This window comes from Agathobacter sp. (genome assembly GCF_977054825.1).
The window spans coordinates 49,877-66,237 of sequence record NZ_CDRTEH010000013.1; the positions used below are offsets into that span (position 1 = coordinate 49,877).

The 16,361-nt window shown below is 42.7% G+C and carries 16 protein-coding genes; 8 read left to right on the plus strand and 8 right to left on the minus strand.

Going from position 1 to position 16,361, the window contains the following annotated elements; translation table 11 throughout:
• Nucleotides 1-344: 344 nt before the first annotated feature.
• Entirely contained in the window at nt 345-1,151 is an 807-nt protein-coding gene (locus ACW6PM_RS10350) for a histidinol-phosphatase HisJ family protein (protein ID WP_456057105.1), read from the minus strand.
• 317 nt (nt 1,152-1,468) lie between these two features.
• Here ACW6PM_RS10350 and gap point away from each other — a divergent pair, with 317 nt between their 5' ends.
• The 7 genes from gap to purB all read left to right on the plus strand — a co-directional run bounded on the left by gap (nt 1,469) and on the right by purB (nt 10,592).
• Nucleotides 1,469-2,485, plus strand: a complete 1,017-nt coding sequence (gene gap, locus ACW6PM_RS10355) for a type I glyceraldehyde-3-phosphate dehydrogenase (protein ID WP_117996770.1) — start codon at nt 1,469-1,471, stop codon at nt 2,483-2,485.
• A 192-nt stretch (nt 2,486-2,677) separates the two neighbouring features.
• On the plus strand, nt 2,678-3,910 hold the full coding sequence (locus tag ACW6PM_RS10360) for a phosphoglycerate kinase (RefSeq protein ID WP_308650681.1): 1,233 nt from the start codon (nt 2,678-2,680) through the stop codon (nt 3,908-3,910).
• A 74-nt stretch (nt 3,911-3,984) separates the two neighbouring features.
• Nucleotides 3,985-4,734 (plus strand): triose-phosphate isomerase, encoded by a 750-nt coding sequence (gene tpiA, locus ACW6PM_RS10365; RefSeq protein WP_308656953.1) that lies wholly within the window; start codon nt 3,985-3,987, stop codon nt 4,732-4,734.
• Nucleotides 4,735-4,855: 121 nt separating this feature from the next.
• Complete coding sequence (gene gpmI, locus ACW6PM_RS10370) at nt 4,856-6,397, plus strand: 2,3-bisphosphoglycerate-independent phosphoglycerate mutase (RefSeq protein ID WP_308650679.1); 1,542 nt, start codon at nt 4,856-4,858, stop codon at nt 6,395-6,397.
• A gap of 223 nt (nt 6,398-6,620) precedes the next feature.
• Nucleotides 6,621-7,496 carry a phosphoribosylaminoimidazolesuccinocarboxamide synthase gene (locus ACW6PM_RS10375; RefSeq protein WP_456057106.1) on the plus strand — a complete coding sequence of 292 codons (876 nt, stop codon included), beginning with the start codon at nt 6,621-6,623 and terminating at the stop codon, nt 7,494-7,496.
• A gap of 68 nt (nt 7,497-7,564) precedes the next feature.
• Nucleotides 7,565-9,127, plus strand: a complete 1,563-nt coding sequence (gene purF / locus ACW6PM_RS10380; protein WP_308650677.1) for an amidophosphoribosyltransferase — start codon at nt 7,565-7,567, stop codon at nt 9,125-9,127.
• A 13-nt stretch (nt 9,128-9,140) separates the two neighbouring features.
• On the plus strand, nt 9,141-10,592 hold the full coding sequence (gene purB / locus ACW6PM_RS10385; protein WP_117918735.1) for an adenylosuccinate lyase: 1,452 nt from the start codon (nt 9,141-9,143) through the stop codon (nt 10,590-10,592).
• Nucleotides 10,593-10,719: 127 nt separating this feature from the next.
• On the opposite strand, the gene ACW6PM_RS10390 is transcribed toward purB, so the two are convergent.
• From ACW6PM_RS10390 to ACW6PM_RS10420, 7 genes are all read right to left on the minus strand, one after another.
• Nucleotides 10,720-11,781: a type IV pilus twitching motility protein PilT gene (locus tag ACW6PM_RS10390; RefSeq protein WP_308650676.1), complete on the minus strand. Its 1,062-nt coding sequence runs from the start codon at nt 11,779-11,781 to the stop codon at nt 10,720-10,722.
• A 1-nt stretch (nt 11,782) separates the two neighbouring features.
• Nucleotides 11,783-12,295: a hypothetical protein gene (locus ACW6PM_RS10395; protein ID WP_456057107.1), complete on the minus strand. Its 513-nt coding sequence runs from the start codon at nt 12,293-12,295 to the stop codon at nt 11,783-11,785.
• Nucleotides 12,292-12,759 carry a hypothetical protein gene (locus ACW6PM_RS10400; RefSeq protein WP_456057108.1) on the minus strand — a complete coding sequence of 156 codons (468 nt, stop codon included), beginning with the start codon at nt 12,757-12,759 and terminating at the stop codon, nt 12,292-12,294. Before ACW6PM_RS10400 ends, ACW6PM_RS10395 begins: the two co-directional genes overlap by 4 nt.
• Nucleotides 12,760-12,853: 94 nt before the next feature.
• Nucleotides 12,854-13,336 carry a DUF4860 domain-containing protein gene (locus tag ACW6PM_RS10405; protein WP_443598873.1) on the minus strand — a complete coding sequence of 161 codons (483 nt, stop codon included), beginning with the start codon at nt 13,334-13,336 and terminating at the stop codon, nt 12,854-12,856.
• A gap of 3 nt (nt 13,337-13,339) precedes the next feature.
• Complete coding sequence (locus tag ACW6PM_RS10410; RefSeq protein ID WP_308650672.1) at nt 13,340-13,660, minus strand: hypothetical protein; 321 nt, start codon at nt 13,658-13,660, stop codon at nt 13,340-13,342.
• A gap of 16 nt (nt 13,661-13,676) precedes the next feature.
• Complete coding sequence (locus tag ACW6PM_RS10415) at nt 13,677-14,702, minus strand: type II secretion system F family protein (RefSeq protein ID WP_308650671.1); 1,026 nt, start codon at nt 14,700-14,702, stop codon at nt 13,677-13,679.
• Between the two features lie 10 nt (nt 14,703-14,712).
• Entirely contained in the window at nt 14,713-15,651 is a 939-nt protein-coding gene (locus tag ACW6PM_RS10420; protein WP_448754772.1) for a transglutaminase-like domain-containing protein, read from the minus strand.
• A 152-nt stretch (nt 15,652-15,803) separates the two neighbouring features.
• Between ACW6PM_RS10420 and mscL the strand changes: the two genes are divergently transcribed.
• On the plus strand, nt 15,804-16,232 hold the full coding sequence (mscL, locus tag ACW6PM_RS10425; protein WP_456057109.1) for a large conductance mechanosensitive channel protein MscL: 429 nt from the start codon (nt 15,804-15,806) through the stop codon (nt 16,230-16,232).
• Nucleotides 16,233-16,361: the final 129 nt, after the last annotated feature.

A 16,361-nucleotide genomic window follows, 5' to 3' on the forward strand; every position in this document is an offset into this window, starting at 1 on the left:
CTATAAGGATGATTGAACGGAATATTTAAATCTGTAGGGCGAGCCGAAGAGCAGTAATCGCACAGATATATTAGCAAATAAATAATATCGTTGAAAAAGTTCTTGTAGATTAAAAGTGAAAGATAGAATCTCTCATAAGAGTTTACATAGATGATGTAAAACGTAAAAAATTCATATAGCGAAAGCGGAACTTGGAGGTTATACAGTGAAGCTTACGGAACCAATGCTTTAGGAGCCACTTGATGTAAAATGTAGATCAGGTGGCTCCTATATTTTTCTTTTATGGCTGCATATGGTGACTGGATAGCTATATAAAATGATAACCGTAAGTCCTTAAAACATTGTTATAATTTGATAAAAGAAGGAACGCGGTTTTCAAATACTGTATAGTACATAAACCCGGCATCCTTGAGAATATCTGAAACCCTGTCAAAATCGTACGCCACATGCTCAGGCTTGTGGGCATCAGCACCGACTGTGATAATTTCACCGCCAAGCTCATGATAGCGCTTTAATACCGCCTCGGTCGGATTTGGGTGACCAAGTCCGTATTTAAAGCCTGCGGTATTGAGCTCGATGCCTTTTCCCTGTGAGATAATCTCCTTTAAAATAGCATCAATTATGTCGGCATACTTTTCATATGAGTAGTATTTGTTTTTGCCCGGACCGTATCTGACCACGTAGTCGATGTGACCGTACACATCAAAATCCGCACCACTGTGCAGATTGGCCAGTATAGATTCAAAGTATTCGGTGTAGGCTTCGTGCTCTGTCTTGCCTTTGTAGAAGGCAGGATAGTACGGGTCGATGCCGTTTACCACATGGCTTGAACCTATCACAAGGTCAAACGGATATTTTTTCGTGACCTCGTTATTTTTTCCTGTAATATGAGGCTGTAAACCTATTTCAATGCCCCAGTGGATATTTACCGGGCAGCCCTTTTCCTTAAGAACCAGTGCAAGTCTTTTTATGCGCTTTTCATATGCTGCTATATCAAGGTCAAAAAGTCCTGGCTCCTCTTTATAGTCATAGTCCAGATGGTCTGTAAAGCAGATGCCGTCCAGCCCTTTACTGATCGCTGAGTTTATCATCAATACCGGGTCGGCATCGCTGTCACCCGAAAACATGCAGTGCATGTGCTGATCCCACATATAAATACCTCCGTAAACTGATGTATTGTTGTTTTAAACAACTCTAAAAGCTGCGTGATTTATAATTGTCTGCTGCCGGTTGCCGGAAAGTGCGAATTGCAGTAATTAGTTAAGTGTAGCCGACATTGGAACAAAGTGCAATATGTAAAAAGAAAAATTGTGAAGAATGATAAAAAATATATGTAAATGAAAATATTTAGTGAAAATTTTAACAAACACAAATAAAGTACTTGAACCTTTGAGAATTATTCGCTATAATAAAAACATCTTAGGGCATGTCCCTAAAAATACTTTTTACAATTCTAGGAGGAATTAAAATGGCAGTAAGAGTAGCAATCAACGGATTTGGTCGTATCGGACGTCTTGCTTTCAGACAGATGTTTGGAGCTGAGGGATACGAGGTAGTAGCTATCAACGACTTAACAAGCCCAAAAATGTTAGCACACTTATTAAAGTATGATTCATCACAGGGTAAATACGAGCATGCAGATGAGGTTTCTGCAAGCGATGATTCTATCACAGTTTGTGGTAAGGAAATCAAAATCTACGCATTCCCAGATGCAAACAATTGCCCATGGGGAGAGTTAAAGGTTGACGTTGTACTTGAGTGCTCTGGATTCTATACATCAAAAGAGAAGGCTCAGGCTCATATCAATGCTGGAGCTCGTAAGGTAGTTATCTCTGCACCAGCAGGAAACGACCTTCCTACAATCGTTTACAATACAAACCATGAGACACTTAAGGCTTCTGATACAATTATCTCAGCAGCTTCTTGTACAACAAACTGCTTAGCACCAATGGCAGACGCACTTAACAAGTACGCTCCAATCCAGTCTGGTATCATGGTAACAATCCATGCTTACACAGGAGATCAGATGACTCTTGACGGACCACAGAGAAAGGGAGACCTTCGTCGTTCACGTGCAGCAGCAGTTAATATCGTTCCTAACTCAACAGGAGCAGCTAAGGCAATCGGTCTTGTTATCCCAGAGTTAAACGGAAAGTTAATCGGATCTGCACAGCGTGTTCCTACACCAACAGGATCTACAACAATCCTTACAGCAGTTGTTAAGAAGGCTGGCGTTACAAAAGAGGATATCAACGCAGCTATGAAGGCAGCAGCTAACGAGTCATTCGGTTACAACGAGGATGAGATCGTATCTTCAGATATCGTTGGAATGAGATTTGGTTCATTATTCGATGCAACACAGACAATGGTTAACCAGGTTTCTGACGATCAGTACGAGGTACAGGTTGTTTCTTGGTATGATAACGAGAACAGCTACACATCTCAGATGGTTCGTACAATCAAGTACTTCTCTGAGTTAGCTTAATTCTTGTACCCACAAGAACAGTATATCTCAAGACTACTCAAGAGGCGCGGTCTTAATTGAACCGCGCCTCTTTTTTAAAGCATGGCTATTTCTTATGAATATCCGTGAATTGTAGAATTAAATTATATTTTTTAATATGCACAATATGGCGTGGCCGCATGGCTTATGCCTTGAAATAAGGGAGGACATATTATGTCATTAAACAAGAAATCAATTGATGATATCAACGTAAAAGGCAAGAGAGTTCTCGTTAGATGTGACTTCAACGTGCCACTTAAGGACGGAAAAATCACAGATGAGAACCGTATCAACGGAGCTCTTCCAACAATCCAGAAATTAATCAAGGACGGTGGAAAGGTTATCCTTTGCTCACACCTTGGAAAAGTTAAAAACGGACCAAACGAGGGTGAGTCACTTGCTCCTGTAGCTGCAGCTCTTGAGGCTAAGCTTGGACAGAAGGTTACATTTGTAGCTGATTACAACGTAACAGGTGAGGCAGCAACAAAGGCTGTTTCAGAGATGAACGAGGGAGATGTAGTTCTTCTTCAGAATACACGTTTCAGAGGCAAAGAGGAGACAAAGCCACAGGAAGCCGGAGATGCATTTGCAAAAGAGCTTGCTGACCTTGCTGACGTATACGTATGTGATGCTTTCGGTTCTGCTCACAGAGCACACGCTTCTGTAGCAGGTGTTACAAAGTTCATCACAGCTAAGGGTGGAGAGAATGTTGTTGGATACCTTATGCAGAAGGAAATTGACTTCCTTGGCAAGGCAGTAGAGAATCCTGTACGTCCATTCGTAGCTATTCTTGGTGGAGCTAAAGTAGCTGATAAGCTCAATGTTATCGACAACCTCCTTGAGAAGGCTGATACACTTATCATCGGTGGTGGAATGGCATATACATTCCTTAAGGCACAGGGCTATGAGATCGGTATCTCAATGCTTGATGAGACAAAGATTGATTACTGTAAAGAGATGCTTGCAAAAGCAGAGAAGCTTGGAAAGAAGATTCTTCTTCCTGTAGATGCAGTTACAATCAAGGATTTCCCTAATCCAATCGATGCTCCTGTAGAGACAGAGACATATGATTATGACAAGATGCCTGCAGACCGTGAGGGCTGTGATATCGGACCTAAGACACGTGAGCTTTTCGCTGACGCTGTTGCATCTGCTAAGACAGTTGTATGGAACGGACCAATGGGTGTATTCGAGAACCCAACACTTGCAGCAGGTACACTTGCAGTAGCAGAAGCACTTGCTAAATCTGATGCTATCACAATCATCGGTGGTGGAGATTCAGCAGCAGCAGTTAACCAGATGGGACTTGGCGACAAGATGAGCCACATCTCAACAGGTGGTGGTGCTTCACTTGAGTTCCTTGAGGGTAAGGAGCTTCCGGGCGTAGCTTGTGCTGATGATAAATAGACCGAAAGCAACTTAATGAAATCGAGCCGCAGGCGATGATTGAAATTTGTATATAATTACAAGGAGATATAAAAATGGCAAGAAAGAAAATTGTAGCCGGCAACTGGAAGATGAATATGACTCCAAGCCAGGCTGTTAAATTAGTAGAAGAGTTAAAACCACTCGTAGTTTCAGATGATGTTGAGGTTGTTTACTGCGTACCTGCAATCGACATCGTACCTGTTGTAGAGGCATTAAAGGGTACAAATGTTGCTGTTGGAGCAGAGAACATGTACTTCGAGGAGAAAGGTGCTTACACAGGAGAAATCTCAGCAGAGATGCTTCTTGATGCCGGTGTTAAGTATGTCATCATCGGACATTCAGAGAGAAGAGATTACTTCAAGGAGGATGATGCACTCCTCAACAAGAAGGTTAAGAAGGCTATCGAGGCCGGACTTACACCAATCCTTTGCTGTGGTGAGACACTTGAGCAGAGAGAGAGCGGTGTTACACTTGACTGGATCAGACTTCAGATTAAGTCAGACCTCGCAGGTGTTGCTGCAGCAGATGTTGCAAACATGGTTATTGCTTACGAGCCAATCTGGGCAATCGGAACAGGAAAGACAGCTACTTCTGACCAGGCTCAGGAGGTTTGCGGTGCAATCCGTGAGTGCGTAGCTGAGATCTATGACCAGGCTACAGCAGATTCAGTTCGTATCCAGTACGGCGGATCTGTAAACGCAGGAAACGCAGCAGAGCTTTTTGCAAAGCCTGACATCGACGGTGGATTAGTTGGTGGCGCTTCACTCAAGGCTGATTTTGGAAAGATTGTAAACTACAAGTAATTATTAAATCATAATTTAATATTTGATTTGACAATCACAATAACTAAATGTCACTAAATTCACCAGCTTAGCTGCATTTAGTGGCATTTATTATATTAATGAAATAATAGAGGAAATATAAATGAGTAAGAAACCGGTAGTATTAATGGTACTTGATGGTTACGGCTTAAGTGACCACAAAGAGGGAAATGCCATCGCTATGGCAAATACCCCTGTTATGGATAAATTGATGGCAGAGTGTCCTTTTGTAAAGGGTGCAGCTTCAGGTCTTGCAGTTGGACTTCCTGACGGACAGATGGGAAACTCTGAGGTAGGACATATGAATATCGGCGCAGGCCGTATCATATATCAGGATCTTACAAGAATTACAAAGGCAATTGCCGATGGTGATTTCTTCAAGAACAAGGTATTACTTTCTGCAATCGAAAACTGCAAGAAGAATAACTCGGATCTTCATCTCTGGGGACTTCTCTCAGATGGTGGAGTACACAGCCATATCGAGCATCTTTACGGACTTCTTGAGCTTTGCAAGAAGGAGAATTTTGACAGAGTATATGTACATGCCTTCCTTGATGGACGTGATACACCTCCTGCATCAGGCAAGGACTATATCGAGCAGCTTCTCGCCAAGATGAAGGAAATCGGTGTAGGAAAGATAGCATCTCTTTCAGGACGTTACTATGCAATGGACAGAGATAACAACTGGGATCGTGTGCAGAAGGCTTATGATTCACTCACTAAGGGTGAGGGCGTAAAAGCTACATGTCCTGTAAAGGCTATGGAGGAGTCATATGCAAACGACGTTACAGATGAGTTTGTGCTTCCTACAGTTATTACAAACGAGGATGGCACACCTGTATCGGTTGTCAAGGACAATGATTCTGTTATTTTCTTTAACTTCCGTCCGGATCGTGCCCGTGAGATGACAAGAGCATTCTGTGATGACAAGTTTACTGGCTTTGAGCGTCCATTCCTTAAGACAACATTTGTATGCTTCAAGGATTATGACGAGTCAATTCCTAACAAGCTTATCGCTTTTGAGAAGGAAGAAATCAAGAATACATTTGGTGAGTATCTTGCAGCAAATGGCAAGAAGCAGCTTCGTCTCGCAGAGACAGAGAAGTATGCACACGTAACCTTCTTCTTTAACGGTGGAGTTGAGGAGCCGAATATCGATGAGGCTCGTCTTCTTGTAAACAGTCCTAAGGATGTTGCAACATATGACTTAAAGCCTGAGATGAGTGCTCCTGAGGTTGGAGTGGATCTTGTTGAGGCTATCAAGTCAGATAAGTATGATGTTATTATCATCAACTTTGCTAACCCTGACATGGTTGGACATACAGGTGTGATCCCGGCTGCTGTAAAGGCTGTTGAGAGAGTGGATTCACTCGTAGGTGATGCAGTGCAGGCAATCAAGGATGTGGATGGTGTGTTATTCATCTGTGCAGATCACGGAAACGCAGAGAAGATGATTGATTATGAGACAGGAAAGCCTCATACAGCTCATACAACAAATCCTGTTCCTTTCATTCTTGTAAACGCTGACCCTTCTTACAAGCTTCGTGAGGGTGGATGTCTTGCAGATATCGCTCCAACACTGCTTGAGATTATGGGACTTCCACAGCCTAAAGAGATGACAGGAAAGTCACTTATAGTTAAATAAAATCTGTATTATATAGGCTCCGGCGCAGACAAAGGGTTTGAACCGGAGCTTTTGTTTTGATATATTAAAGATATAATAATAAATATAAGAATTACTAATAAGTGAGATAAAATTATTTAAAAAAACTTATAATATACGTTGACTTTACAAAATGAGCTGGTATATAATTTAAACGTAGCATTTGATTTGCTAAATAAAATTACGCATAAGATGGAGGACAATCATGCAGGAATTTAAACCATTTAAAGAAGGAAAAGTAAGAGAAGTATATGATAACGGGGACAGCCTTATTATGGTCGCAACAGATCGTATTTCCGCTTTTGACCATATTTTAAAGAATAAGATTACAGACAAGGGAGCCATCCTCACACAGATGTCTAAGTTCTGGTTTGAATTCACAAAGGATGTTGTTCCTAACCATATGATTTCAGTAGATGCAAAGGATATGCCGGAGTTCTTCGGTCAGGACAGATTCAACGGAAACAGCATGATCTGCAAGAAGCTTGAGATGCTTCCAATCGAGTGTATAGTTCGTGGATACATCACAGGAAGCGGCTGGGCAAGCTACCAGGAGAATGGTACAGTCTGTGGAATCAAGCTCCCTGAGGGACTTGTTGAGTCTGATAAGCTCCCTGAGCCTATCTATACACCATCTACCAAGGCTGATCTTGGAGATCATGATGAGAATATTTCTTTTGAGAAATCAGTCGAAGTATTAGAGAAGATTTATCCTGAGAAGGGCAGAGAGTACGCAGAGAAGATTCGCGATTACACAATTGCTCTCTACAAGAAATGTGCAGAGTACGCTCTTACAAAGGGTATCATCATCGCAGATACCAAGTTTGAGTTTGGCTTAAATGAGCAGGGAGAGGTTGTACTTGCCGATGAGATGCTCACACCTGACAGCTCACGCTTCTGGCCACTCGATGGATATAAGCCGGGACAGGGACAGCCTTCATTTGATAAGCAGTATGTAAGAGACTGGCTCAAGGCAAACCCGGACAATGATCTTCTTTTACCTGATGAGGTTGTTGTGAAGACTGTAGAGAAATATAAAGAGGCATTTGAGCTTCTTACAGGAAGCAAATTCAGCCGCTAATATATATTATTTTAACTATTCAAGGTGGCTCGAATAGTTACTATTTCGCGATTATAAACGGAGATATTATGAACCAGGACAATAACATAAATCAGTATATAAATACTAGTATAGATACAAAAAGTCATACCGGCACTGAATTAAAAAGGTGTTCTGATATAGACGAGCACAACCGTGTATTTGATGAGCTTCACGAGGAGTGTGGTGTGTTCGGCATGTATGATTTTGACGGAGGAAATGTAGCATCCACTATCTACTATGGTCTTTTTGCGCTTCAGCACAGAGGACAGGAGAGCTGTGGTATTGCCGTGAGTGATACACGCGGACCAAAGGGAAAGGTGACTACACACAAGGGTATGGGCCTTGTAAATGAGGTATTTACTCCTGATATCCTAGAGCCTATGAAGGGTGATATCGGAGTAGGACATGTGCGCTATTCAACAGCAGGCTCATCAACACGTGAGAATGCACAGCCGCTCGTGTTAAACTATGTCAAGGGCACACTTGCCATGGCACACAACGGAAACCTCATTAATGCAAAGGAGCTTCGCAAGGAGCTTGAGTATACAGGAGCTATTTTCCAGACAACAATTGACTCGGAGGTTATAGCTTATCATATCGCCAGAGAGCGTCTCAACTCCAAAACAGCTGAGGAAGCAGTCAGACGTGCCTGCCAGAAGCTTAAGGGAGCCTATGCACTTGTGGTTGAGAGCCCTAGAAAGCTTATAGCAGCCAGAGATCCGTTTGGCTTCAAGCCTCTTTGCATCGGAAAGAGAGACAATGCTTATATCGTTACATCAGAGACCTGTGCACTTGATACAATTGGCGCAGAGTTTGTCAGGGATGTAAAGCCGGGAGAGGTTATCACCATCACTCCTGAAAAGGGCATTGAGTCAGATATGACAATGGCACTTGCACCTGAAAAACAGGCCAGATGCGTGTTTGAATACATTTATTTTGCAAGACCTGACAGCCATATTGACGGAGTAAGTGTGTATGGCAGCCGTATCAAGGCAGGAAGATTCCTTGCCATGGATTCGCCGGTTGATGCAGATATTGTGACAGGTGTTCCTGAGTCGGGAAATGCCGCTGCTCTTGGTTATTCACTTGAGTCAGGCATTCCGTATGGCACAGCATTTGTCAAGAACGGCTATGTCGGCAGGACATTCATCAAACCTAAGCAGTCAAGCCGTGAGTCAAGCGTGCAGATAAAGCTCAATGTATTAAAGGAGGCTGTAAAGGGCAAGAGGGTTGTCATGATCGACGATTCAATTGTCAGGGGAACAACCTCAGACAGGATTGTGCGTATGTTAAGAGATGCTGGTGCAACAGAGGTACATGTGCGCATCAGTTCACCGCCATTCTTATGGCCTTGCTATTTCGGTACAGATATACCTGCAAGAGAGCAGCTTATCGCTTACAACAGGACTATTGAGGATATCAGACAGATTATAGGTGCGGATTCTTTGGGCTACCTTGGACTTGACAGACTTGATGAGATGGTAGAGGGATTGCCAATCTGCATGGGCTGCTTCACAGGAAAGTATCCGATGGAGCCACCGAAGGATGATATCAGAGGCGAGTATTTTGATAAAGAAATCGACCTCGAGAGAAAAATGCTTAATCGCTAATAAAGGAGAGATTATGAGTACAGACAGATACACAAGTCCTCTTTCTGAGCGCTATGCCAGCAAAGAGATGCAGTATATTTTTTCACAGGATATGAAATTCACCACTTGGAGAAAGCTCTGGATTGCTCTTGCAGAGACAGAGATGGAGCTTGGACTTTCACAGGATGGCAAGCCGGTTATCACACAGGAGCAGATTGATGAATTAAAGGCACATGTGGACGATATCAATTATGATGTGGCAAAGGAGCGTGAGAAGCTTGTGCGTCACGATGTAATGAGCCATGTCTATGCATATGGACAGCAGTGTCCTAAGGCTGCGGGAATCATCCATCTTGGAGCAACCTCATGCTATGTTGGTGACAATACAGACATCATCATCATGAATGAAGCATTAAAGCTCGTTCACAAAAAGCTTATAAGTGTTATTGCTGAGCTTGCAAACTTTGCTGATAAGTATAAAAACCAGCCAACACTTGCATTTACACATTTCCAGCCGGCACAGCCTACAACAGTCGGAAAGCGTGCCACACTCTGGCTCAACGAGTTTATGCTTGATCTCGAGGATTTAGAGTATGTGCAGGGCACATTAAAGCTCCTTGGCTCAAAGGGTACCACAGGAACACAGGCCAGCTTCCTTGAGCTCTTCAATGGAGACAATGAGACGATAGACAAGATTGATCCGATGATTGCAAAGAAGATGGGCTTTAAGGATTGTTATCCGGTGTCAGGCCAGACATATTCGCGTAAGGTAGATACAAGAGTGGTAAATGTGCTTGCGGGCATTGCTGCATCAGCTACAAAGATGTCAAACGATATCAGACTGCTCCAGCATCTTAAGGAAGTAGAGGAGCCGTTTGAGAAGAACCAGATAGGCTCATCAGCCATGGCATACAAGAGAAATCCTATGAGAAGTGAGAGAATTGCATCACTTTCAAGATATGTCCTTGCAGATGTTATGAATCCTGCAATCACCTCAGCTACACAGTGGTTTGAGAGAACACTTGACGATTCAGCAAACAAGCGTCTTTCAATACCTGAGGGCTTCCTTGCAATAGACGGAATACTTGACCTCTGTCTCAACGTGGTAGATGGATTGGTTGTATATCCAAAGGTTATTGAAAAGCATTTTATGGCAGAGATTCCATTTATGGCAACAGAGAATATCATGATGGATGCTGTAAAGAACGGCGGAAATCGTCAGGAACTTCATGAGAAGATCAGACAGCTCTCAATGCAGGCCGGAAAGACAGTAAAGGAAGAGGGAAAAGAGAATAACCTCGTAGACTTAATAGCTGCAGACCCTGCATTCGGACTGACAAAGGCTGATATCGAAAAGAACCTTAAGCCTGAGCTTTATGTGGGACGTGCACCACGCCAGGTAGAGGTATATCTGCGTGATGTAGTTAATCCTGTGCTTGAAGCACATAAGGACGAGAGTGGAGTAAAGGCAGAGATTAACGTATAATATTATATATTTATCTAAGACAAAATCCCCGGCGTATAGACCGTTAAACAGGTTTATATGCCGGGGATTTTTATATAGCAGTCAGATACGATGCTGTAAACTTCGCTCAAAGGTGATTTAGTCAAAGCTAGTTCAAATTAATTCTTTTTGTCATCATTTCAGGATTGGTAGCTTCACTGATTGCCACCTGCTTGCTGATTACACCGGCCTTGTACAGATTGAATATACTTGTATCCATTGCAATCATATTTTCTGCGGCGGAGGTGTAGATGATACCATCAATCTGGTGTACCTTTCCCTCACGGATTAGGTTTCTTATTGCGGGTGTGAGTACCATAATCTCGAAAGCAGGAACCATCTCGCCGTTTGTGGCAGGTAAAAGCTTCTGACAGACAACAGCCTGAAGAACAGAGGCAAGCTGGATGGCTATCTGGTGCTGCTGTGAAGCAGGGAAAGCATCAATTATTCGGTCGATGGTATTTGCGGCACCGATCGTGTGGAGTGATGAAAATATGAGATGACCGGTTTCGGCGGCTGTGACAGCTGTATTGATGGTCTCATAGTCTCGCATTTCTCCAAGAAGTATGACGTCAGGACTCTGGCGGAGTGCAGCGCGGAGAGCAGTGAGGTAGCTTTCGGTATCTGTGTTGATTTCACGCTGTGACACAATACATTTGTCATGGCGATGTAAGAACTCAAGCGGATCCTCGAGTGTGATGATATGCTCCTCCTTCTCATGGTTGATCTGATCGATAATACATGCCAGTGTGGTGGATTTACCGCTTCCGGCAGGTCCGGTCACCAGCACCATGCCGTTGTTTGTTTCCGCAAGCTCCATAACAGAGTCAGGTATATGTAAATCGCTTGGCTTTGGCAGTGTGAATGAGATAACGCGGATGACAGCAGAGTAAGAGCCACGCTGCTTGAAAGTGCTCACTCTGTAACGCGATACTCCCGGTATGGCGAAGGAAAAATCATCATCTCCGGTTTCCTCAAATTTTGAAATATCTCTCTCTGCAAGGGCATAGATTGATGTGACAAATTCAAAGGTTTCTTTTGGGATCATTCTGATTTCATTGAGACACTCCATCACTCCCTTTGATTTGTATGTGAGAGGGCGGCCGGCCACTATGAAAATATCCGATGCTCCGTTGTCAGTCGCTTCCTTTAATATCTTTTTAACATCCATTTTAGTTTCCTCCAATTAAATTTAGTGTATCATTTTCTTCGAAAGCTGTGTCAGTATTGAGCTTCCATTTTTTTATTTTATAAAAAGCATCCTGCTTGTGAACCGGATAGTTGATATCAAACTCTACAGTGAGAGTCTGCGTATCGCTTACAGTCTGAGTGATTGTATAGGTCAGGCCGGTAACCTTGCCATTTGCTTCATTTTCAGCGAGATTTTTGTTTTGCTCTGAATTGATGTCTGATAGAGCTGCCTTTATGGCTTCATAGTATGCTGCTTTATCAGGACTGCTCTCGTAGGCTGCTGCAAGAATGGTATCAATCTGTGATATCTCATCCCATACCTTTTCACATGCACGGTAATACGAGCTGTTATTGTCAGCAACGCGTTTGCTCAGCTTATAGTCAGAGTTAGCTGTGACAAAGGCGAGTGCCGAGAACGTGACAATGCATATCATGGAAAAAGTAAGCAGGATAGTGGAAAAGCCGAAATTTGAAAACTCTCTTCTTTTTTTCATGGGGTACTCACCTTCCTTCCGTCAGAGGAAAGTGCTGTATAGCTGCACGCTGTAATGCTGTATACACAGTGGCTGTCCGATGCTATAAATTCTATGTCAGCCTTTTGTACTCCGTAGGCATCCTGCCCAAGCCTGCTTACAATAACCTTGTATGCGGCATCATCCTTATCACATGGATGATAGCTTTTGTCGAGATAAATGAATAGCTTTTCATCTGCACAGATGGAGCCGTCAAAGAGCGATGATACGGCGTTTAAATCACCATGCTCCTGTTCGTATGCGCTTGCAGCATTGCTGCATGCATTAACAGCCTCATGCAGCACCTGAGTTTCTTCTGTCAGCTTGTGAGTCTTTATGAAGAAAAGCAGACCCACAATCAAAAGAGCCGAAAAGAGCAGCAGATTAATGGTAATCTCAAGCAGGAATATTCTGTTTTTCGATTGTTTAAGCTTTGTTGAAATCATTGTTTATTCCTTGTGGTATGTATGTTTGTATGGCATCGACCGGTATATTAAGGGCGATGTGCATTATATTACTGCATTTATTGTCAGGCTATTCTTAGTCGGAATTGACGGAGCAGTAGGTATCGGTAGTGCCACCGGATGTATCGGTGATAGTTACAGTGATCATTTTGTCGGTGGTTTCTGTCATATCAAGCCCACCGATTTCGACAATCCTTTGTCCGCTGTCCAGACTGTATGAGGAGCCATCCTGCACATAGAGCTCTCTTAGAGAACCCGCATAGTAGTATATGAAGGTATCGTACACGATGTCATTTATTGTGTTTTTCAGACACAGAGCCTTTGTGCCATTTATTATCTCTACACTGATTGCTGCGTCGGAATCATTCTGTCTGACCTTTTCGCGCAGATAAGATGTGACAGTGCGTACCTCGTAGTTGTAGTTCATGGCATTTGCAGTGGCTTTGTACTGCTTTACGCCAATCAGCACGAGAATAAAAGCGGTCAGCGCAAAAAGAAAAAACAGCAGCATCACAAAAAAACTGTCAGCCTGATGTGATCTGGATTTTAGCTTGAACATGGGTCATTTCCTCTCTATTATTGTCACATCGGGACGCAGATTGGAGCCGATGTAGTGATAGTCTATGTAATAATAGTCACTGTCATAGGTGAGACCATAGTGGTCTGTGAGATAATCTATGTCCGGAGGATATGTTCCTTCAAGAGCATAGCATTGTGTAATGCTTCTTGTGAGTGCACGTTCCAGCGTGCTCTTGCTTCTTCTGGTATTGTCATCTGACAGCTTTGAAGAGAAAACACCAAACAAAACGGTACATGCGATCAAAAGCATAAGTGGTATGAATTTCCATAGGGTTGACTTTTTTTTCTGAACAAAAAACAGCATACTGTGCCTCCGTAAGCTATCCTATGCTTGAGATGATTCCAAGCAGTGGGAGTAAAAATGATACAAGTATGAAGCCAATGAATATACAAAGCAGGATAACCATGGCAGGTTCAATCACTGATATGAATCGTGACAGCCTTGCATCTGTGTCATCCTCGCAGGACGTGCATATATGCTGCATGACCTCGTCCATGGAGCCGGTTTTGCTGCCGATTGCAATCCAGCTTGAGTACATCTTTGAAAAAATATTGGAGTGCAGCAATGCCTCCGAAAACGTCTCGCCATTTGATATATTTTTACGGCAGGCGTTTATTTTTGAATCCAGAACAGGATTGTTTACAAGAGCCTGTGCCAAATCCAGGCCACGATCTGTGTCAAGTCCGCTTGAGAGTGCTAAAAACATGCAGTTTGCAAAGCGGCTGGATGCGATTGACATGGAAAGAGCAGTTTTCATAAGCTGCTTTTTTCCGATACGCGTCTTAAAAAATATAAAAAGAACCAGTGCGGCAAGGAGCATGACAGCTATAATGATAAGCAGATACCTGTTGATATATTCGCTGAGCTTCATGAGCACGGCTGCGGTACCGGTAAGCTCACTTCCAAGCTCTGCATATATCTGTGAGAATACAGGTAAAACCTTGGCGATCATTACGACAATAACGGCAATCATCACGGCAGAAAGCACGAGAGGATAGGCAACGGCACTTTTGATGCCGGAAGCTATTTCGTCTTCACGGTCGTAGTATTTTGACAGAGAGCTTAGGACCTCTTCAAGACGACCGGTTTCCTCACCCAGCTGTATCATATTAATCATATATTTTGGAAAGTATCCTGTATCTTTAATTGCGCTGTGAAGCGTGGCGCCAAGCTCCATTGGCTTATATATCTGCTCGAGCAGATCGCGCGTCTGTTCATCAGGTGCTTCATCACATAGTATGGAAACACCATAGTAGGTAGGCAGCCCGGCTGCTATGATAAGAGAAATCTGCTGACAGAAGGCAGAAAGCTCTGCATTGCTTAAAATCTTGGATTTTCTAGACATTTATGTCCTCCTAATAGACGTATTTGGTAATGTAATCACTCTTTTGAGCTATGAACTTCTTAGGTGAATCACTGGTAGATGCAAATGTTGGATCCAGCATGTTCCATGAGGTACCATCAAACTCGATGATGCCGTTTATCCAGCCCTTGTCCTTTATATAAGTACTGATCCAGGCATGATATTCTTCACCGGCGTATCCTACCTCTAAACGTGTGGGAATAGCCTGAGTCCTTAGCATAGTGGCCATGACTGCCGCATAATCAAAGCATATACCGGTATTTTCGGTAAAGACCTTGTCCACATCGGGCAGATAGCCGCTTTTGACATTTTTAGCCTTGTCATAGTCGTATTTGAAGTTTGAAATGATATAATTGTATACACTTTCCACGACCTCAGTATCGCTGCTACAGTAGTACGCCAGTGAGCTGCCCTCCTTCACAGCCAAAGAATCGGCAGTGAAATTTACATACTGGTTAGGGTACAGATACGGCCCGAATTCATCAGTGATGGAGACGGAAATCACCTGCGACAGCACGGTGGCATATTGTGTCCCCTCAACATTTTCAAAAACGGTTACAGTATACGAGCCACTTGAAGCGACAAGAGGAAACACTTCATTTCCTCCATGCAGATCAAAGGTGTACGTGACATTGTCGGGCCCGGTTATCTGAAGCTTGACCTTTTGATTAGAACCGTGATAATCAACTATGATATAGCCGCTGCTGCTGTTTGAAGCGTCGATAGTAGCCACATCACATGTATAGGTTTGTGTGCCGTCGGCAGTCGGAGTAAGCACCTTCGGAGCAGAGTCCCATGTGCCTTTTTCAGTGGAATGATTTAAAGCAGGCTCCTTAGATACATCGTCACTTTTGGAATTACCGCATGCACCAAGCAAAAGGCATGATAATAATATGAGTGGAAGTGCTTTTTTATACAGAATGCACTTCATAAAAATCTCCTGATATAAAGATGTTTCTTTTTTAAAAATCATATATTAATATTATAATGTATTTTCTTGTAAAATAAAATGGAAAAATGTATAATATTAAAAAATGGTTCAAATCATCAAAAGAAGAGAGTGAAAAAGAAAGGATACCAGTGATGAAAAAATTTTTTAATGAATTCAAAAAGTTTATCAGCAGAGGGAATGTCATGGATATGGCAGTTGGTATCATCATAGGTGGTGCGTTTACCAGCATAGTCACATCCTTGGTCAATGACATTATAAATCCTATACTTGGAGTGTTTGGCGGCATGAATTTTGACCAGCTTTCAGTAAAAATCTTCGGAGAAGCTACCCTTAATTATGGAAAGTTTCTTACTGCTGTAGTCAATTTCCTTATCATGGCGATTATCGTATTTTGTATAGTAAAGGCTATGAATGCGGCAGGAGAGAGGTTTGGGCACAAGGAGGAAAAAGAGCCTGACACAAAGGAGTGTCCATACTGCAAGAGCAAGATTGCTATTGCTGCAACAAGATGCCCGAACTGTACATCAATGCTCGATACGGCAAATGTAAGTGAAAAATAGCTATAGCTAACTTGAAAAAGTAAATTCCAGTGCAGAAGTAAATTCCACACTCATTTAAAAGTTCTTGATTTTCTAAGAGTTTTATAAGCTCAAAACGCTTATTTCTGTTATAATAGGAGTAACTTCTTG